Consider the following 17,916-nt stretch of genomic DNA (forward strand, 5'->3'; position numbering starts at 1 on the left):
GTGATCACGGTCGTGGCCGTCGTGGGCGTCGCGGTGCTCGCCGGGCTGGCCGTCTTCCAGCTGGCGCTGGTCGCCGGAGCACCGCTGGGCCGCTTCGCCTGGGGCGGCCGGCACGAGGTGCTGCCGACCGGGCTGCGGGTCGGCAGCGTGGTCTCCGTGCTGCTGTACGCCGCGATCGCCCTGGTGCTGCTGGAGGCGGCGGACGCCTCCGAGCTGCTGCCCGCCGGGTTCGTCTCCGTCGCCGCCTGGGTGCTCACCGGGTACTTCGCGCTGGGCGTCGTGCTGAACGCGGCCTCCCGCAGCCGGCCGGAGCGGCTGGTGATGACCCCGGTGGCGCTGCTGCTGACCGCCGTCTGCCTGGTGCTCGCCCTGGGCTGAGGCGTCAGCCGGCGACGGCGGCCCGGACGTCGTCGCCGGTGAGGGTCTGCAGCTCCTCGACGGAGGGCTGCCGGCCCAGGCCGCGCAGCCGCTGGGACTGCACCTTGCGCAGCTTCTCGAACAGCTTGCGGGCCTCGCGGGCGTTGCCGAAGTCGGCACCCCGGGGCACCCGGGTGAAGTGCTCGAGCAGCAGCGGCTCGGCGTCGGCGGCGAGCAGATAGTCGCCGCCGGCGATCATCCGGGTGATGATCAGGGTCAGCTCGGTGGCGTCGTAGTCCTCGAACTCGACGGTCTTCACGAACCGCGACGCCAGTCCGGGGTTGGCGTCGAGGAAGTCGCGCATCTCCGAGGTGTAGCCCGCGGCGATGACGGCCAGCCCGTCGCGGCGGTCCTCCATCAGCTTGACGATCATGTCGATCGCCTCCTGGCCGAAGTCGGCGCCCCCGCCACCGGCCTGCCGGGACAGCGTGTAGGCCTCGTCCAGGAAGACCACGCCGCCCCCGGCGCGGTCGAACACCGCCGCGGTCTTCTCCGCGGTGTGCCCGATGTACTGGCCGACCAGGTCGCGGCGGGAGACCTCGACCAGCGGGCCGCCGGGCAGCACCCCGAGGGCGGCCAGCAGAGAGCCGTAGATCCGCCCGACCGTGGTCTTGCCGGTGCCCGGCGCCCCGGCGAACACCAGGTGGTGGCTCGAGCCGCCCACGGCCAGCCCGGCGCTGCGCCGCCACTCGTTGACCTGGATCTCGTCGATGATCGCGCGGACCTCGTCCTTGACCCCGGCCAGCCCGACCATCGCGTCGAGCTCGGCGAGCAGCTGCTCGACCCGCTCGGGGTCGCCGGTGGGCTGGTCGACCGCGCCCACCCCGGCCGCCGCGCTCGCCGGCGCCTCGCGCACCTGCACGGTCGCGCCGTCGGCGATGGACAACCCGGGCGGCGCCGTCCCCTCGGTGCGGCAGCCGTCGACCTCGCCGGAGGTGTCGGCGTCGAAGACGATGCCGACCCCGGCGGTGCCGCTGACCGAGCAGCGCCGCAGCACCGGGGCGCTGCCCTGGGAGACGGCGATGCCGGTGGACCCGCTGCCGGTGACCTCGCAGCCCTCCAGGGTGGGCTTGCCGAACTGGTAGACGTAGACGCCGCGGTGCCCGGCGCCGGACACGGTGACGTTGCGCAGCACCGGGTCGGCGCCCAGCCGCACGATCACGCCGTCGTCGGCGGAGTCGCGCACGGCGGTGTCGTCGACGGTGCCGGCGGAGTCCTCGATCACCAGCCCCTGGGTGCCGCCGGTGACGGTGCAGCCGGTGACCCGCAGCGCCGTCCGGCCGCTGACCTTGACCCCGGCGCCCGCACCGGCGCGCACCGTGCAGCCCTCCATGGTCAGCGAGGCGCCGTCGGCGTCGACCACCGTGGTGTCGGTGCCGGCCAGGGTGAGCCCGCGGAGGGTGAGCGCGGTGTCCCGGCAGCGCACGGTGGGCTCGAAGCCGCCGGAGCCGCTGACGACCACCTCGGCCCCCTCGGCGGCGGCGATGGTGGCGCCCTTGCCGCGCAGGTCCAGCGACTCGGGGTAGCTGCCGGCCGCGACCAGCAAGGTGGCGCCGTCGGGCGCGTCACCCAGCGCCTCGCCGATCGTGGGGTAGGCGCCCGGTTGCCCCGGGTCGACCTGCAGGGTCTGGCTCATCGCTCCCGTTCTCCTGCGGCCGGCTGAGGACGCCGCGACCCTACCCGGCACCTAGGCTGCCCCGCGTGGGAGCACCGACGCTGGCGACCCAGCTCGCCGAGGCCCTCGACGCCGGTGCGGTGGCGACGGCGCTGGCGCTGCTGCGCCCGGCCCAGCTCCTGCTGCCGCTCACCGAGGGCGTGGCCGCCGGCGACGAGCGGCCCGGGTGGGCGACGGTCACCGGCCCGGACCGGGTCTGCCTGGTGGCCTTCACCTCCGTCGAGGCGCTGCAGACCGCCACCGGCGGTGCGGTGCGGTCGGGCCGGGTGAGCTCGCTGCCCGAGCTCGCGGCCGGCTGGCCCGACCCGCGCTGGGGTCTGGTCGTCGACCCGGGGCTGCCCTCGCACCTGGTCCTGGAGCCCGGCACCGTCGCCCGGCTGGCCGCGCCGTCGCTGGCCGAGCAGGTGGCGGCCGAGCCGGACGTGCCCTTCCCGCTGCTCCAGCAGCTGGTGCCGCACGCCGAGCTGGCCGGGCGCCTGGCCGGCGAGACCCGGGTCTCCGGCTACGTCCACCAGCTCCCCGACGTGCTGCACATCGCCACCCCCGTCGTGCTCGTCGACGCGCTGGGCCGCTCGGCCGAGGCGGCCGCGCTGGTCGACCCGGACGGCGCGGTGCACCTGCTGCGCTGGCCCGCGGTCGGCCCGGAGCTGTACCGCAGCGCGCACGGCGGCACCGACGAGGCCGGCCGCGACGCCGTCGCGGGCTGGCTGGTGGAGGATCCGCCGTTCGTGGGCCTCGGCCTCGCCCCGAACGTCGACCAGGTGGTGCGCGAGCACCGCGTGCACGGGGTGGAGCTGCCGCACGGCGCGCAGCTGTGGCAGCTCGGCCACGACGGCGAGGAACGGCAGGTCGCCGTGCTCGACGGCGACCTCGGGACCTGGGTGACCGGATGAGGTGGTCCGGTCACCGGGCCCGCTGGCAGGGCACCGAGTACCGCTGCAGCCCCGAGCCGCGCCCGGAGGGGCTGTGGCTGCGGCTGCAGCGGCCCACCGCGGCGCCCGGGTTCGCCGAGGTGGCGCCGGACCGGCACGTGCGGGTGGTGCCGGCCGCGGAGTGCGACGTCCTGCTGGCCGCGGTCACGGTCTGCCGGTGGCGGGGCGAGCCGTGGGTGGTGCGCGACGAGCGGTCCGGCGAGCTGCTGGTCGAGCACACCGGCGGGTCGACGCCGCGGGCCCGGGAGCTCGGCGCCGTGCGGGTGGACCGGGGCGTGCACCGCCGGTGGGTGCCGCGCGAGGAGGTCACCGGGCTGCGCGAGGAGCTCACCGTGCTGGCGCTGCCCGGCTGACCGCTACCGCCGGGGTGGCCGCCGGTCGACCGCACCGATCAGCCAGCGCTCGACCGACGTCGGCGCGCTGGACCAGGTGCGCACACCGTGCCGGGTGACCGCACCGATCTCCTCGGGGTCCAGCCGGGACAGCGGCAGCTCCGCCTCCGGCCTGGCCAGCGCGGCGGCGACGGTGCGGGCCTCCGCGGGCGTGGGGGACTGCACCAGCACCAGGTCGGCGCCGGCCAGCAGGTCGCGGCTGTCGGCAGTGAGCTGGCCCAGCACGGTCAACGTGGTCGACCAGGACGCCGGGCCCCCGGCCGGGCCGGCGTCGTCGGGCACGTCGGCGGCGGGCTGACCGGGGACGTCGGGCAGCACGCCGTCGGCCACGACCAGGTGCGGCACGGTCGCCGTCCCGCCGCCCGGCACCGGGCGGGGCGTGAGCCGGACGTCGCCGCTGCTGCCGGCGCCGAGGTGCGCGAAGTTCGTCCACCGGGCGGGGTCGGCGGTCGACACCAGCACCCGGGCGCCCACGGCCATGCTGCGGAAGGCGACCAGCTGGGCCAGCGCGCGGCCGCCCAGCAGCACCACCGACGTCGGCTCCGGCCGGAAGAGCGGCACCGGCTGCGGGCGGCCGTCGGCGCTGCGGCCGAGCACCACCCCGGCACCGCCCAGCGGCACCAGCACCGCGTCCAGCGTGCCGGCGTCGGTCAGCGAGGTGCCCAGCGCGCTGCGCGCGGGCAGGCCGGTCGTCCTCATCGCAGGAACCCCCCGAGCGGCAGCGTGCCCGCGGCGCCCGCCGCCTGCTCGCCGGTGAGCCGGCGCAGCCGGGCGCCGTGCCCGTCGGCCAGCTCCGTCAGCGCGCGGTGCACCGGACCGAGGGCCGCCCGGGTGGGCAGCCCGGTGCGGACGGCGGCCTCCAGCTCGACGTCGTCGGTGCCCACCCGCCGGGCCGCGACCGCCACGGTGGTGGCCAGCACCGGCAGGCCGAGCAGGTCCTCGACCAGCCGCTGGCAGCGCGGGTCGGCCAGGTCGGGCCAGGCGGCGAACCGCCAGCTGGCCTGCGGTGGGCCGCCCGCGGTCCAGGTCGACCAGTCCTCCCGCACCGTGCCGGCCGGGGCGGCCTCGGCGCCGGCGACCTCCAGCAGGTCGGTCGGGAGCTGCTCGGGTGAGACCGGGGTGCCGGTCAGCCCCGCCTTGCGCAGCCGCCGCTGCACCCGCTGGACGGCGGCGGCCAGCACGGCGCGCTGCTCGGCGGCCGGGACGTCCTCGGCGGTGTGCTGGACCTGCAGGGCGACCCAGCAGCGGCGCCGGGCCGGCACCTGCCCGCCGGTCAGCTCGCGGTAGGAGATCGCCGCCGGGTCGTCGCCGGCCGGCAGGACAGGGGCGGGCACCGAGCGCACGAGCACCTGGACGGCGACCTCGGACTCCTCGTCGGCCGCCGGCAGCAGCAGCGACAGCGGTGGCAGCAGCCGGGCCTCGGCGCGCGACTCCGGCCCCGCCCCCAGCCGCACCTCGAGCACCGCGGTCAGCCCGCCGGCGTGCTCGAGCAGCGCGGCCGGCTCACCGTCCAGCGGCAGGGTGCCCAGCACCGCCCCGGGGGTGACGGCGGTGAGCACCGCGCCGGCCGGGTCGGCGCCCAGCGGCCGGCTGCGGCGCCGGGAGCGGAAGCGCAGCCAGGCGCCGACCCACTGGAAGAGCCACCGGCCGCGGGCCCGGACCGCGGTGAGGACGAGCAGCAGCAGCGCGGGCACGCCGACGGCGATCCGTGCCGGCCACGGCTCGCGGGCCAGCACGACGAGCGTGAGCACCACCAGCTCCCAGACCAGCAGCTGGCCCAGGTGCACGCCCCAGAGCCGGCCGGCGGGGCGGCGGGGGCGCGGACGGCCCGGTGACCCGGGGGGCAGCGGCCCGCCACGCGGGGGCACGGCACCGGCCCGGGCGGCCTGCGCCTCGCCGACGGCGACCGACCCCTCCTCGCCGCGCGCCACCGCGGCGGCCTGCCCGGCGGCGGTCGCCCGCGCGCGGGCCCGGCTCGCCCCGACGGTCTCCGTGCTCGCGGAGCTGACGACCTCGGCGGCCGGCTCCGCCAGCGGGTCGGCGGGAGCTGCGGCGGCCGCGGGCTGGGCGGCGACGAGGGGCGGCGCGGTCGCCACCGCGGCGCTGCCCGGCGGCGGCACCGGCGCGGGCGCGGTGACCTCCCACGTCACGTCCGGGCGGGGAGCGGCCGGCGGCACCGGGCCGGCCGGGGGCTGGGTGGGTGGCGGCGAGGGCGGTACGGGGGCGGCCGGCTCGGCGGACGGCGGGACCGCGCGCCCGGACCGGCCGCGCACCACGCCGGGCAGGTCGTCGCTCACGCGCCGTCCCGGCCCAGCGCGGGACCGGGCCGGGCCGCCGGGGTGCGCTCCGCCGGGCGGTCCAGCACGGGCGCGTTGCCGGTCGTGACGTCGAAGAGCTCGGCGTCACCGACCATCTCCACCGGTGCCTCCTCGACCCGCCGGGTCGTGCTCTCCTCCCGGGCCCGCTGGCCGGCCGGCCCGGCCGCACCCGCACCCTGCGGGCGACCGGCCCCGCCACGGGTGCCGGCCACCCCGCGGGTGCCGCCCACGCCGCCGGTCCCGGCTGCGCCGCGGGTCCCTGCACCGCTGCGGGCCGCCGAGCCCGGCCGGCCGCGGCCGTCGAGCCCCCGGCTGTCCACGCCGCGACCGTCGACGCCACGGCCCTCGACGCCACGGCCCTCGGTGCCGCGGCCGTCGAGCGGCCGGCCTCCCGGGCCACGCCCGTCCAGGCCGTTGCGCAGCGCGGCGCGGGTGCTCTCCGGGGTCTCCCCGGCGATCGGGCGGCGCGGGGTGGTGCGCCCGCCGAGCCCCGGGGAGCCGGGGCGGCCGGCGCCGCCGGGCGAGGGGGTGCCGGGCAGGCCCGGGCCGGCCGGGCCGCGGCCACCGGCGGCCGGGGTGCCGCGGGACCCGAGCAGGGGCCGGGCGGCGCCACCGGGCGGCAGGCCCGGGTCGGCGGGGCCACCGGTGCCGGGCAGGCCGGGGCGCGCCGGGGCACCCGGACCCGAGCGGGAGGTGCCGCTGTTCCGGCCGGGCAGGGCGGGCTGCCCGGGCCCGCCCGGCGCCTCGGGGGCGCCGGGGAAGGCCGTGCGGGCGCCGCCACCCCGACCGGGCAGCTCGGGGGCGCCGGGCTGGTTGCCCTGCCGGCCGCCGAGCCGGGGCGGTGCGCCCGCCCCGGGGTTGCCGGTCCGGGGCGCGCCGGGAGCGGTGCGGCCGCCGAGCCCGCGGGTGGCCGGGGAGCCGGGCGGAGGGGTGCCGGGAGCGGCCGGCGGTGCGCCGCGGACCGGTGCCGGAGCGCTCGCCCCGCTGCCCGGCGGCAGCACGGGGGGTGCGGGCGGGGCCACCGGCGGCCGCAGCCCGAGCAGCGCCGGCGCGACCGGGGCGAGCGCGCCGATGCCGGCGGGGGACGGCGGCGGTGCCGGGGCCGGCCCCGGGGCCGGCGGGGCCACCGGCGGGGCCACCGGAGGCGCCACCGGCGGTGCGGGCGGTGCGGGCGGCGGGGTGGGGGCGACCGGCTGACCCGTCTGCACGGGCGTGGCCAGCACCGGCGGAGCGGGCTGCACGACGCCCACCAGGGTGGGCGGCGGTGCCGGTGCCGCCGGCGGGGCGGCGGGCGGGGCGGCGGGCGGCGCGGCCGGTGGCGCGGAGGGTGCCGGAGCGGGGCCCCCCGGAGCGCTGGGAGCCGCGCCGGGCGGGGCACCGGGCGCGCCGGGTCCGCCGGGGGCCGGGACGTTCTGGCCGGTGGGCAGCGCGGCGTCGGTGGGCCCGCGGAACCGCCCACCGGACTGCAGGTCGAAGAAGGCCGAGGAGTACGCCTGGGCCAGCGGGGCGAGGACCTCCGCGCGCGACCGCTTGTTGTACTCGTCCTGGTGGTCGCCGATCCGGTGGAGGCCGACGACGTCGGTGATGTCCCGACCCAGCTCGGCCAGCGAGAAGCCGCCGTCGTCCTGCTCGCGCAGCCGCTCCAGCCCGCTGCGGTACTCGGCGTAGAGCGTCTCCATCTTCGACTTCAGGTCGGTGACGGTCTCGCCCAGCGCGTTCAGCGTCGTGGCGTTGTCCTGCGCGGCGCGCTGCCAGTCCTCGAGCGAGTACGTGGTGGCGCCGACGCGGAGCAGGAAGGCCTCGGCGGCCTCGGAGTTCCAGACCCCCTGCAGGGTCGTGCCCTCGGTGGTCAGCCGGGTGGCCAGCGAGCCGAGCTGTTCGCCCAGCGTGCGCCAGGCCGTCGCCGCCGCGGTGATCGTGTCCGGCTTCTCCTTGCTCACCGCCAGGTAGTGGACGTCGATCTCGGTGGCGTCGGGGTCCAGCGTGCCCTCGGCGTCGGCGAGCAGGTCGCCGCCGGTGGAGTAGTAGTCAGCGCCCGGGCCCAGGGAGACCCGGCCGGTCTCGCCGTAGCCGAAGTTGTCCCCAGGCATCCGCCCTGCTCAGCTCCCCTGCTCGCGTCCCGCCGGCCTCCTGCCCCGCCCCGTGTGGCCGGTCAGGCGGTGACGGTGCCGTTCCCGGTGGTCGGCTCCGTGCCCGGCGCGCCGGGCGCCAGGATCTCCGGCTCGGGCTCGGGTGCGTCGACCAGGTCGTCGTGGCCGAACAGCCAGTTCTGGTGCGCGTCCTGGCCGTACTCCTCGCGGTCGGCCTCCACCTGGTCCATCGCGGCCTGGTCGGCGTTCTGAGCGGGCGGCGCGGTCGTGGTCGGCGCCGGCAGCTGCCCGGTGGTGCGCAGCTGCTGGGCGGGGCTGCCGCCCGGGTTCTCGGCCGCCGCCTGGGCCATCGCCGCGGAGACGGTGGGGCCGCCGTCGGGGTGGAAGGCGTTCCAGACCGTCGTCATCTCCGACTGCTGGCGGGCGTCGGCGTCGGCGTAGTTCGCCGCGATGGTGAGCGCGCCGGCGCCGAGCGACTGGAGACCCTTGATCACGTCGCCCAGCAGCTCCCCGGCGGACTGGGTCAGCATCGCGTGGTACGCCGCGGCGTTCGCGCCCTCGGGGAGGCCGGTGGCCCCGATGGTGGCGGAGGCGATGGTCTCCAGCTGCGCGGTCGCACCGGTGGTGAAGTCGGTGAGCATGGTGCTGGCCGCGGTGCCGAACTGGGTGATGCCGCTGATCGAGGCGTCTGTTCCCTCGGACATGTCCACTCCGCGTCTCAGGGGCGCCGTGCGCCGCGGTCGGGCCCGTCTCCTGGGCTTTCTCCGCTGGTCACTGTACCGATCGGACTCCCCGCGGCCAGTCGGACGGGCCGGTCCACCCGGTCGGGGGACGGCCGGACCCGGCGGCCGCGGTCACTCGGCCGGGGGCAGCCAGGCCAGCTGGACCAGCTGGGTGCCGCCCTTGCGGGTCACCAGCCAGCCGCGCCCCGGCGGCAGCGGGGAGGGCTTGACGTTGCCGACCAGCGCCCCCTCCTCGCGGTTGCCCGACATGACCACGCCCGGCGAGGCCAGCTCGCGCAGGCGCAGGAGGAACGGCTCGTACAGCGCCCGGGCCGCGCCACCGCTGCGCCGGGTGAGCACCACGTGCAGCCCGATGTCGCGGCCCTGCGGCAGGAAGTCCAGCAGCGGGGCCAGCGGGTTGCTGGTCCCCGACGCCACCAGGTCGTAGTCGTCGACCAGCAGGAACAGCTCCGGTCCCGACCACCAGGAGCGTGCCCGCAGCTGCTCGGGCGTCACGTCCGGGCCGGGCAGCCGGTTGCGCATCACCGCGGCGACCTCCTCGACGATCGGCCGGGTGGTCTCCGCCGACGTCCCGTAGCCGATGAGGTGGTCGGGCGACACCGCCCCCAGCAGGCTGCGCCGGTAGTCGACGACGATCAGCCGGGCCTGCTGCGGCGAGCTCTGCTCGGTGACCCGCGCCGCGAGGGACCGGAGGAACGCGCTCTTGCCCGCCTCGGCGTCCCCGAACAGCACCAGGTGCGGGTCGGCGGACAGGTCCAGGAACACCGGCTGCAGGTCGGCCTCGGCCAGCCCGACCGCGATGCCGCGGCGCGGGTCGCTGGGCAGGGACACGTGCGGGACGACGGCCGGCAGCAGCCGCACCCCGGGCGCGGTCGGCCCGGCCCAGGCGGTGCGCACGTCCTCGACCAGGGACTTGACGCCGTCGGTGAGGCTCTCCGGGTCCGGGTCGCCGTCGATCCGGGGCAGCGCCGTCAGGACGTGCATCTTGTCCGCGTTGATGCCCCGGCCCGGGGTCTCGGCCGGGACGTTGGCCGCCGTCCGGCGGTCCAGCTGGGAGTCCGTCGGGTCGCCCAGGCGCAGCTCCAGGCGGGTGCCGAACAGGTCGCGGATCGCCGGCCGGAGGTCCATCCACCGGGAGGCGGTGACGACGACGTGCACGCCGTAGGACAGGCCGCGCGCGGTGAGGTCGGTGATGACCCCCTCGAGGTCGTCGAAGTCGTTGCGCACCGACGACCAGCCGTCGACCACCAGGAAGACGTCGCCGAACGGGTCCTCGGCGAACTCCCCGGCGCGCTGGCGGCGGCGGTAGGTGGCCATCCCGTCGATGCCGTGCCGGGTGAAGGCCGCCTCGCGCTGGACCAGCAGGGTCTGCAGCTCGGCGACGGTCCGGCGGGTCTGGTCGACGTCGGCGCGGCCGCAGACCGACCCGACGTGCGGCAGGTCGCGGAGCGCACCGAGCGAGCCGCCACCGAAGTCCAGGCAGTAGAACTGCACCTCGCGCGGCGTGTGGGTGAGCGCCAGCCCGGTGATCACCGAGCGCAGCGCCGTGCTCTTGCCGCTCTGCGGCCCGCCGACGACGACCGCGTGCCCGCCGCTGCCGGCCAGGTCCAGCACCAGGGGGTCGCGGCGCTGGTCCAGCGGGCGGTCGACCACGCCGATGACGGCCCGGAGGGTGCCCTGCTGGGCCGGGTCGGCGACGGTCAGCCCGCGCTGCGGGTCGAGCTGCAGCGCCGGCAGCAGCTGGTCCAGCGTCGGCGCGGTGGTCAGCGGCGGCAGCCACACCCGGTGGGCCGGTGCGCCGCGGTTCTCCAGCCGGTCGACCAGCACGTCGAGCAGGCTCTCGCCGAGGGTGTCGGTCGGGTCCTCCGGCGTGGCGTCGTCCTCCTCCACCACCGGCGGGGCCAGGTAGTGGGTGTCGTAGGCGAAGACCGTCGGCGTGGCGTCGCCGGCCAGCGGGCCCGAGCCGTCCGCCGTCCTGCGGTAGGTGGCCGAGACGTAGGCGGCCCGGAACCGCTCGAGCGGGTCGGTGCCGAACTTGACGTAGCCGTGGCCCGGCGCGCGCGGCAGCTCGAAGGCGTCGGGGGCGCCGAGCACCACCCGGCTCTCCATCGCCGAGTTGGTCCGCAGCCCGATCCGGTAGGAGAGGTGGGTGTCCAGCCCGCGCAGCCGGCCCTCCTCCAGCCGCTGGGAGGCCAGCAGCAGGTGCACGCCCAGCGAGCGGCCGACCCGGCCGATCTGCACGAACATGTCGATGAAGTCGGGCTTGGCCGACAGCAGCTCGCTGAACTCGTCGCAGATGATCAGCAGGCTGGGCACCGGGGCGAGCGGGACGCCGGAGGCGCGGGCCCGCTCGTAGTCGCGCAGCGAGGCGTAGTTGCCGGCCGAGCGCAGCAGCTCCTGGCGGCGCAGCAGCTCGCCGTTGATGGCGTCGGTCATCCGGTCGACCAGCGGCAGCTCGTCGGAGAGGTTGGTGATCACCGCGCTGGTGTGCGGGAGCCGGTCCAGCTTGGTGAAGGTCGCGCCGCCCTTGAAGTCGACCAGCACGAAGTTCAGCGCCTGCGAGTCGTGCGTGCAGGCCAGCGCCAGCACCAGGGTGCGCAGCAGCTCGGACTTGCCGGCGCCGGTGGCCCCGATGAGCAGGCCGTGCGGGCCCATGCCGTCCTGCGCGGACTCCTTGAGGTCCAGCTCGATCGGCTGGCCGTCGGGACCGACGCCGATCGGCACCCGCAGCTGGTCGCGGTTGGGCCGCGGCCGCCAGCCCTCGGTGACGTCGAAGGCGTACGGGTCGCCCATCTCCAGCAGCTCGGCGAGGCCCAGCGCGGTGTTCATCGCCTTCTCGCCGCTGCCGCCGACCGAGAGCCGCAGCGGGGCCAGCTGGCGGGCCAGCGCCTCGGTCTCGGACAGCGACAGCCCGTCGGCGCGGCCCAGCGCGATGGTGCCGTCGGAGGTGCGGCTGGTCAGCGAGCCGTCGGCGCCGACCTCCAGCACCAGCGTGGCGCGGTCCAGCAGCCGGGGCGGCGGGGTGCTGAGGTCCAGCACGGTGACGCCCTCGACGCCGCCGTCGGCCATCAGGTGGTCCGAGCCGGCGACGTCGCCCTCGTCGAGCACGACGACGACGTGCGGGCCGGCGATCGGTGCGACCGGGCCGCTGGGGTTGAACCGCGGCCGGCTGGCCAGCAGGTCGTCGAGCTGCGCCTCCAGGCCGGGGACGGTGCTGCTGACCAGGCGGACGTGGCCCAGCGCGTCCTGCCGCTCCGGGTGCAGCGCGTGCGGGAGCCACTTGGCCCACTCCCAGGACGCTCGGCGCCCGTTGCCCGGGCAGACGGCGACCAGCACGTCGTCGGGGGAGTGGTGGACGGCGAGCTGGGCGAGCACCGCGCGGGCCAGCGCGGCCGTGCGCTCGGGCGGCCCGACCAGGTGCACCCGGCTGAAGCCGTTGGCCGCCATCGCCACCGGCAGGTCCGGGACGCTGGCGTAGGTGAGGACGAACCGGCGCAGCGCGCTGGCGCACAGCGGCTCGAGGTCGTCGAGCGGCCGGGTCTGCGGCGGCACGATGGGGGTGGCCAGCGCCTGCGGCCCGACGCCGATCCGGACCACGCCGAAGTCGGCGTGCTCGGGCCGCCGCTCCCAGAGCCGGTGGCTGGCGGCGGTGACCCACAGCGCGTCCGGGTCGGGGTGCCGGTAGGCCATCGCGTCGCGCTGCTCGGCGATGGTGCGCAGCACCCGGCGCCGCTGCAGGGCCAGGTGGCGGAGGTAGTCGCGGCGCCGGCCGACCAGCTCCTTCTTGCCGGCCCCGCCGCCGGAGAGCAGCCCGACGGCGATCATGCCGAGGGCGGAGACGCCGAACAGCGCACCGACGAGGTAGCCGAGCGGGCCGCTGCGGCCACCGGCGAAGAGCAGGGCCATGGCGCCCGCGCCGGCCAGCATCGGCAGCAGCATGAGCACCTGGCTCCAGGAGCGGCCGCTGGGTGCCGGGATCTCCGGTGGCGGGTCGAGGACCACCTCGCCGGAGGGGAGCTCGGGAGCGTTGCGACGCGGCTGGCGGCGCACGATCACGGTGCTCAGCGCCGATCACCTCCCCGTGGTCAGACGGTGCGCCCGCACTGTCCGGACCGGCGCGGATCCGTATCGTATGGCCGCCCCGCCCTGGACCCGCACTGCTGGAGGTACCGATGAGCGCCCTGGTCACCCGATCGGTGCGGCGGCGGGCTGCGGCGTCCGTGACGGACCTCCCCTCGTGACCGCCGGGGTGACCGGCGGCCTGGCCCGGGTCACGATCGCCGCCCCCACCCGCCGGGTCGACGTCGCCCTGCCCGAGGCGGTCCCGGTCGCCGAGCTGCTGCCGGCGGTGCTGCGCAGCGCGGGCGAGGGGCTCGCCGACGACGGCCAGCAGCACGGCGGGTGGGTGCTGCGCACGGCCGAGGGGACGCTCGTCGACCCGGCGCGCTCGCTGGCCGCGCAGGAGCTGCGCGACGGCGAGGTGCTGCACCTGGTGCCGCGCCGGGTGGAGTGGCCGGAGCTGGACTACGACGACGTGGTCGACGCGATCGCCCGGGACGCGCGGCGGGAGAGCCGGTCGTGGGGGTCCGCCGCGACTCGCCGGGCAGGGCTCGCCGTCGTCCCGGTGGCGGTGCTGGCCGCCCTCGTCCTGGTGCTCACCGCCGGACCGTCCTGGACGGCGCCGGGCGGGGTGGCGCTGGCGCTGGCCGCGCTGCTGCTGCTCGGCGGGGTCGCCGTCGCCCGCGCGCTCGGCGACGCCGGGGCCGGGATGGTGCTCGCGGTCAGCGCGCTGCCGGCCGCCGCGCTCGGCGGGCTGCTCGTGCTGCAGGGCGACCAGCCGCTGACCGGGCTGCAGCCGGCGCAGTGGCTGCTGGCCGCCGCGGTGCTGCTGGTCGCGGCGCTGCTCGGCTACGTCGGCGTCGCCGACCGCACCCACTGGTGCGTGGCGGCCGTGGTCGTCGCCCTGCTGGTCGCCGTGGTCGCCGGCACCGCCGCGCTGACCCCGGTCGACGGGCGGGGCGCCGCGGCGCTGCTGGTGGCGCTGGTCGTGGTGCTCACCCCCGCCGTCCCGCTGCTGTCGATCCGGCTGGGCAAGCTGCCGCTGCCGGCGCTGCCCACCACCGCCGAGGACCTGCTGGCCGACGCGCCCCAGGTGCCGCGGCCACGGGTGCAGGCGCGGGTGCGGCGCACCGACGAGCTGCTCACCGGCATGCTCGGCGGCGGGGCGGTGCTCACCGCCGCGGGCTCGGTCCTGCTGGTCCGCGGCGGTGTGGACGACGCCGGGGTCGCCCCGGTCGTGCTCGCCGGGCTGGTCGCGGCGGCCGGCCTGCTGCGGGCCCGGCTGTTCCCCGCCGTCCGGCACCGCGTGCCGCAGCTGGTGGCCGGTGCGGTCGGCCTGGTCGCCGTGGTCGCCGCGGTCACCGACGCCGAGCCCTCGCTGCGGCTGGCGGTCGGCGTGCCCGTGCTCGTCGCGGTCGCCGGGCTGGCGCTGGCCGCCGGGCTGGCCTACCAGCGGCGGCCGCCGAGCCCCTGGCTCGGCCGGCTCGCCGACGTCCTCGACGTGCTCGTGGTCATGGCGGTGCTGCCGGTCGCCTTCGTCGTGGTCGGGCTGTACGGCTACGTCCGCGGCATCGCCGGCTGAGGTGACCTGACCGGTCATGGCGAGCAGACGGGACCTGTTCCAGAGCTACCAGTTCATGGTCCGGCGGGTGATCGCCGGCATGGTGCTGCGCGAGACCGACCCGGTGCAGGACCCGCTGCGGCGGCTCGTCGGGGCCGTGTTCGGCGGCGTCATGGTCACCGTGCTCACGCTCGCGGTGGTCGGCGTCATCGGCGTCCTCCGCCCGGGGGGCAACACCAGCTGGCAGGACGGCGGCCGAGTGGTCGTCGAGGAGGAGACCGGCGCCCGCTTCGTCTGGCTGCCCGACGCCGACGGCGAGTCCCGGCTGCACCCGGTCACCGACTTCGCCTCCGCGGCGCTGCTGGCCGGCAGCACCACGGTCGTGCAGGTCTCGGCCGACTCGCTGGACGACGTCCCCCGCGGCCCGCGGCTGGGCATCCCCGGCGCCCCCGACTCGCTGCCGCCCGCGGACCGGGTGCTGGGCAGCCCCTGGACGCTGTGCTCGCTGCCGGCGGAGACCGTGAGCGGGGAGACGGTGCCCAACACCGCGCTGGTCGTGGGGCAGGGCACCAGCCGCGGCGCGGCGGTGGGCGAGGACGCCGTGCTGGTCCGCGACGTCGAGCAGGGGACGCTGCACGTCGTGCTGGGCGGCCACCAGTTCCCGGTGCCGCCGAGCGCGGAGCCCGCCGTCCTGGAGGGCCTGGCGCTGCGCACCGAGCCGGTGCTCCCGGTCGGGACGGCCTGGCTGAGCGCGCTGCCCGCCGGTGAGCAGCTGGCCCCGCAGCCGGTGCCGGGCCAGGGCGGCGCGTCCGCGGTGCTGCCCGGTGCGGTGGTCGGGCAGGTCCGCTTCGTGGCGGCGGGCGACGAGCGGCAGTACTACCAGGTCGCCGTCGACCGGGTCGTGGAGATCACCGAGGTCCAGGCGCGGCTGCTGCTGGCCGACCCGACCACCCGGGCGACCGCCTACGGGGGGCAGCTGCCGACCGAGCTGCCGCTGTCGCCGGCCGAGGCCGCCGCCGCGCCGCGCACCGAGCTGCCCGAGGCCCAGCCCACCGACCCGCCGGCCACCCTCTTCGAGGTCGCCGACGCCGACCCGGCCGACCAGACGCTCTGCGCCTCCTTCAGCGCCGCGACCGCGGGGGAGGAGGACGCCGTCCCGCAGGTCACCGTCCAGGCCGCCGTGGACGGCGTGGAGACCGCCGCGGTCACCCAGCGGCGCACCCAGGACGGCGTCGTCCTGGCCGACCGGGTGGTCGTCCGCCCCGGCTGGGGGACCCTCGTGGAGTCGGTGACCGCGCCCGGTGCGGCCGGCGGCACGCTGACCCTGGTGACCGACGAGGGGATCCGGTACCCGCTGCCCTCCGAGCGGGTCGCGGCGGTGCTCGGCTACGGCGGGGTCGAGCCGGTCCGGCTGCCCGCGAGCCTCGTCGCCCGGGTGCCCGCGGGTCCGGCCCTCGACGTCGCCGACGCCCGCCTGCCGGGCTGACGCTGGGTCACGCACGCCGCTGAGCAGGCCCGACGGGCCGCACAGACGGGGGACACGGCTCGCACGCTGCCCGGGGACCAGATACGGTCGCTGCCGTCCACGACGTCCACGAGTGGCGTCTCCGGTCAGACGCGTGCCCCCACACGGTGCGCGCAGCACAGGAAGCGGGAACCACGCATGGCTGATGGGACCACCACCAGTACAGCTCAGATGGCGACCTTCCAGGCGCAGGCGAGCGAGGCAGCCTCCCGGCTGACGAGCATGCTCACCACCCTGGTCAACCAGCTGCAGCCGCTCCAGGAGAACTGGCTCGGCGCCGGCGGTACCTCGTTCCAGAACACCACCGCCACGGTGCAGAGCGAGACGGCGAAGCTGAACAACGCCCTCACCGGCATCGCCTCGGACGTCGGCACGGCCGGGTCCAACTACGCCAACGCCGACAGCGAGCAGTCGACGACGATGAACAACGTCACCAGCTCGACCACCGGCATCACCAGCGCACTCCAGGCCTGAGAGGAGACGGACATGAGCGACCAGTACCGCGTCAGCTGGGCCCTCCAGGGCGACGCCGCCGCCAGCGTGAACGCCGCCATCAGCGCGATGGACAGCGAGCTGCAGGCAGTGAACTCGCAGGTCAACGCCCTGATGGGGCAGTGGGACAGCGAGGCCCAGCAGGCCTACCTGGCCCGTCAGCAGCAGTGGAACAGCGCCTCGGAGAACATCAAGGCCGCGCTGCAGCAGTTCATGGCCGGGCTGAACAGCTCCGCCGACATCTCCTCGGGCACCGAGAAGACCAACGTGGGCGTCGTCTCCTGAGCTGAGGCCCCCTCCGCGAGGCCGTCCCCCGACCCGGGGGGCGGCCTCGCGGCGTTCCCGGGCCCGGCGTCCCCGGCGTCGGGTCTCCAGGGCGAGCCGCCTCAGCGGTGCGGCGGCCCCGGCGTGAACAGCGCCTCACCGGGCAGGAACTCCCCGGGCTCCTCGGCGCCACGGGTCTGCGCGGCGCGCTCCCGGCCGGCCCGCCAGCCCCGGCGGCGCATCCGCGGCAGCGCCCAGGCCGCGGCCAGCACGGCCACCACCAGCCCACCGAGGGTCGCCGCGACGGCGGTGGCGGTGGCCCGGGTGCCGGCCTGGCGGGCGGCCAGCGCCTCGGCGGCCGGGTCGGCCGGGGGCGGGGTCGGCCCGGCCACCGGCGACGGGACGCCGCCGGGCACCGGCTCGGTGACCGCCCGGGCCGGGTCGAGCAGCCCGGCGCCCAGCACCAACCGGCTGCTGCCCCCGGCGCTCGCGGTGGCGGTCAGCCGGCCGGCGAGCTCGACGGCCCGGTCGGCGGGGGTCGCGGCGGTCAGCGCGGCCGGGGCAGCGGACAGCACCAGGGCCGCCGCGGCGGCCACGAAGGCCGCCGCCGGGCCGGTGCCCTGGGCGACGGTCTGGCCGCCGATGCCCGCGGCCAGCACGTCCCCGCCGGGGCCGGCCAGGTCGACGTAGCCACCGGCCTGCGAGCCGTCGACCCGCTGGCCGCCGCTGTCGACCGCGGCGACCCCCAGCACGCCCGGGTAGGCCGCCGGGAAGGGGATGAGCGCGGGGTCCGTGGGCCCGGCGCCGTCCCGCTGCGGTGCGTGCGCGTCGCCCGCCGGGGCGACCACGAGCACGCCGGCCGCCTGGGCCCGCTCGACCGCGGCGGCGAGGCCCGGGTCGGCCGCGGTCACCACGCCCACCAGCGCCACCTGCGCACCGGCGGCGACGGCGGCGTCCAGGCCAGCCGCGACCGCGGCCGGGTCGACGTCGCCGGCGACGGCGGTCTGCGCCTGGGTGGCCACCCGCACCGGCAGCACCCGGGCGTCCGGGGCCAGCCCGGTGAAGCCGATGCCGGGCACCCGGCCCGCGACGACGATGCTGGCCAGCGCGGTGCCGTGGCCCACGCAGTCGTAGTCGCCGCTGCCCGTGCCCCCGACGACGTCGGCGCCGGGGAGCACCCGGCCGGCGAGCTGCGGGTGGGTCGGGTCGACGCCGGTGTCCAGGACGGCGACGGTGACGCCCAGCCCGGTGGCGAACGGCCAGACCCGGGCCTCGAGGTCGTAGGCCTCCTGCGGCCACGGCACGTCGGCGACCACCGGGGAGGGCTGCGGCTGCGAGGTGCACCGCGCGTCCACCGCCCGGGCGACGTCCGGAGGGGTGATGGCGAGCGCCGCCGTCACCGCGACGACCGCCGCGAGCGACCGCCCGATCGCTGTGCCCCGCACGTC

Annotated in this window: 14 protein-coding genes; 7 read left to right on the forward strand and 7 right to left on the reverse strand. The window is 77.8% G+C overall.

All coding sequences use genetic code 11. The annotated features are described in order from the left end of the window. Entirely contained in the window at nt 1–378 is a 378-nt protein-coding gene (locus FHX36_RS17885; protein WP_110554102.1) for a hypothetical protein, read from the forward strand. Between the two features lie 4 nt (nt 379–382). On the opposite strand, the gene FHX36_RS17890 is transcribed toward FHX36_RS17885, so the two are convergent. Continuing rightward, nucleotides 383–2,053, reverse strand: coding sequence for a right-handed parallel beta-helix repeat-containing protein (locus FHX36_RS17890; protein ID WP_110554103.1), 1,671 nt, complete (start codon nt 2,051–2,053; stop codon nt 383–385). A gap of 65 nt (nt 2,054–2,118) precedes the next feature. Between FHX36_RS17890 and FHX36_RS17895 the strand changes: the two genes are divergently transcribed. Both FHX36_RS17895 and FHX36_RS17900 read left to right on the forward strand, forming a co-directional pair. Further along, a complete protein-coding gene (locus FHX36_RS17895) occupies nt 2,119–2,985 on the forward strand; it encodes an SseB family protein (protein WP_181428939.1) in 867 nt (288 codons plus the stop codon). Further along, on the forward strand, nt 2,982–3,377 hold the full coding sequence (locus FHX36_RS17900) for a hypothetical protein (protein WP_110554105.1): 396 nt from the start codon (nt 2,982–2,984) through the stop codon (nt 3,375–3,377). Before FHX36_RS17895 ends, FHX36_RS17900 begins: the two co-directional genes overlap by 4 nt. 3 nt (nt 3,378–3,380) lie before the next feature. Here the strand turns inward: FHX36_RS17900 and FHX36_RS17905 are convergent, their stop codons facing one another. The 5 genes from FHX36_RS17905 to eccCa all read right to left on the reverse strand — a co-directional run bounded on the left by FHX36_RS17905 (nt 3,381) and on the right by eccCa (nt 12,623). Beyond that, nucleotides 3,381–4,115: a hypothetical protein gene (locus FHX36_RS17905; RefSeq protein WP_183513960.1), complete on the reverse strand. Its 735-nt coding sequence runs from the start codon at nt 4,113–4,115 to the stop codon at nt 3,381–3,383. Then, nucleotides 4,112–5,713 (reverse strand): type VII secretion protein EccE, encoded by a 1,602-nt coding sequence (eccE, locus tag FHX36_RS23115; RefSeq protein ID WP_183513962.1) that lies wholly within the window; start codon nt 5,711–5,713, stop codon nt 4,112–4,114. Before eccE ends, FHX36_RS17905 begins: the two co-directional genes overlap by 4 nt. Next, a complete protein-coding gene (locus FHX36_RS17915) occupies nt 5,710–7,824 on the reverse strand; it encodes a hypothetical protein (protein ID WP_183513964.1) in 2,115 nt (704 codons plus the stop codon). Before FHX36_RS17915 ends, eccE begins: the two co-directional genes overlap by 4 nt. 62 nt (nt 7,825–7,886) lie before the next feature. Next, complete coding sequence (locus FHX36_RS17920) at nt 7,887–8,528, reverse strand: hypothetical protein (protein WP_110550286.1); 642 nt, start codon at nt 8,526–8,528, stop codon at nt 7,887–7,889. Between the two features lie 150 nt (nt 8,529–8,678). Continuing rightward, nucleotides 8,679–12,623, reverse strand: a complete 3,945-nt coding sequence (gene eccCa / locus FHX36_RS17925) for a type VII secretion protein EccCa (RefSeq protein WP_220035766.1) — start codon at nt 12,621–12,623, stop codon at nt 8,679–8,681. 181 nt (nt 12,624–12,804) lie between these two features. On the opposite strand from eccCa, the gene eccD reads away from it, so the two are divergent. The 4 genes from eccD to FHX36_RS17945 all read left to right on the forward strand — a co-directional run bounded on the left by eccD (nt 12,805) and on the right by FHX36_RS17945 (nt 16,489). Then, nucleotides 12,805–14,208, forward strand: coding sequence for a type VII secretion integral membrane protein EccD (eccD, locus tag FHX36_RS17930; RefSeq protein ID WP_220035767.1), 1,404 nt, complete (start codon nt 12,805–12,807; stop codon nt 14,206–14,208). Between the two features lie 16 nt (nt 14,209–14,224). Beyond that, nucleotides 14,225–15,673, forward strand: coding sequence for a type VII secretion protein EccB (gene eccB, locus FHX36_RS17935; protein WP_110550288.1), 1,449 nt, complete (start codon nt 14,225–14,227; stop codon nt 15,671–15,673). A gap of 177 nt (nt 15,674–15,850) precedes the next feature. Further along, nucleotides 15,851–16,186: a WXG100 family type VII secretion target gene (locus FHX36_RS17940; protein ID WP_110550289.1), complete on the forward strand. Its 336-nt coding sequence runs from the start codon at nt 15,851–15,853 to the stop codon at nt 16,184–16,186. Between the two features lie 12 nt (nt 16,187–16,198). Beyond that, the gene (locus tag FHX36_RS17945) at nt 16,199–16,489 is read left to right on the forward strand and encodes a WXG100 family type VII secretion target (RefSeq protein ID WP_110550290.1); all 291 of its coding nucleotides are present in this window, start codon (nt 16,199–16,201) and stop codon (nt 16,487–16,489) included. Nucleotides 16,490–16,590: 101 nt separating this feature from the next. Here FHX36_RS17945 and FHX36_RS17950 read toward each other — a convergent pair whose 3' ends face one another. Then, nucleotides 16,591–17,913 carry a S8 family serine peptidase gene (locus FHX36_RS17950; protein ID WP_183513966.1) on the reverse strand — a complete coding sequence of 441 codons (1,323 nt, stop codon included), beginning with the start codon at nt 17,911–17,913 and terminating at the stop codon, nt 16,591–16,593. Nucleotides 17,914–17,916: the final 3 nt, after the last annotated feature.

Source organism: Modestobacter versicolor (assembly GCF_014195485.1).
GTDB classification, from domain to species: domain Bacteria; phylum Actinomycetota; class Actinomycetes; order Mycobacteriales; family Geodermatophilaceae; genus Modestobacter; species Modestobacter versicolor.

Bases quoted from the DNA above. Each gene is read 5' to 3' on its own strand.
- FHX36_RS17900 (WP_110554105.1), top strand. From the start codon at position 2,982: ATGAGGTGGTCCGGTCACCGGGCCCGCTGGCAGGGCACCGAGTACCGC.
- FHX36_RS17940 (WP_110550289.1), top strand. From the start codon at position 15,851: ATGGCTGATGGGACCACCACCAGTACAGCTCAGATGGCGACCTTCCAG.
- FHX36_RS17945 (WP_110550290.1), top strand. From the start codon at position 16,199: ATGAGCGACCAGTACCGCGTCAGCTGGGCCCTCCAGGGCGACGCCGCC.
- FHX36_RS17905 (WP_183513960.1), bottom strand. From the start codon at position 4,115: ATGAGGACGACCGGCCTGCCCGCGCGCAGCGCGCTGGGCACCTCGCTG.
- FHX36_RS17920 (WP_110550286.1), bottom strand. From the start codon at position 8,528: ATGTCCGAGGGAACAGACGCCTCGATCAGCGGCATCACCCAGTTCGGC.
- FHX36_RS17915 (WP_183513964.1), bottom strand. From the start codon at position 7,824: ATGCCTGGGGACAACTTCGGCTACGGCGAGACCGGCCGGGTCTCCCTG.
- eccB (WP_110550288.1), top strand. From the start codon at position 14,225: ATGGCGAGCAGACGGGACCTGTTCCAGAGCTACCAGTTCATGGTCCGG.
- FHX36_RS17890 (WP_110554103.1), bottom strand. From the start codon at position 2,053: ATGAGCCAGACCCTGCAGGTCGACCCGGGGCAACCGGGCGCCTACCCC.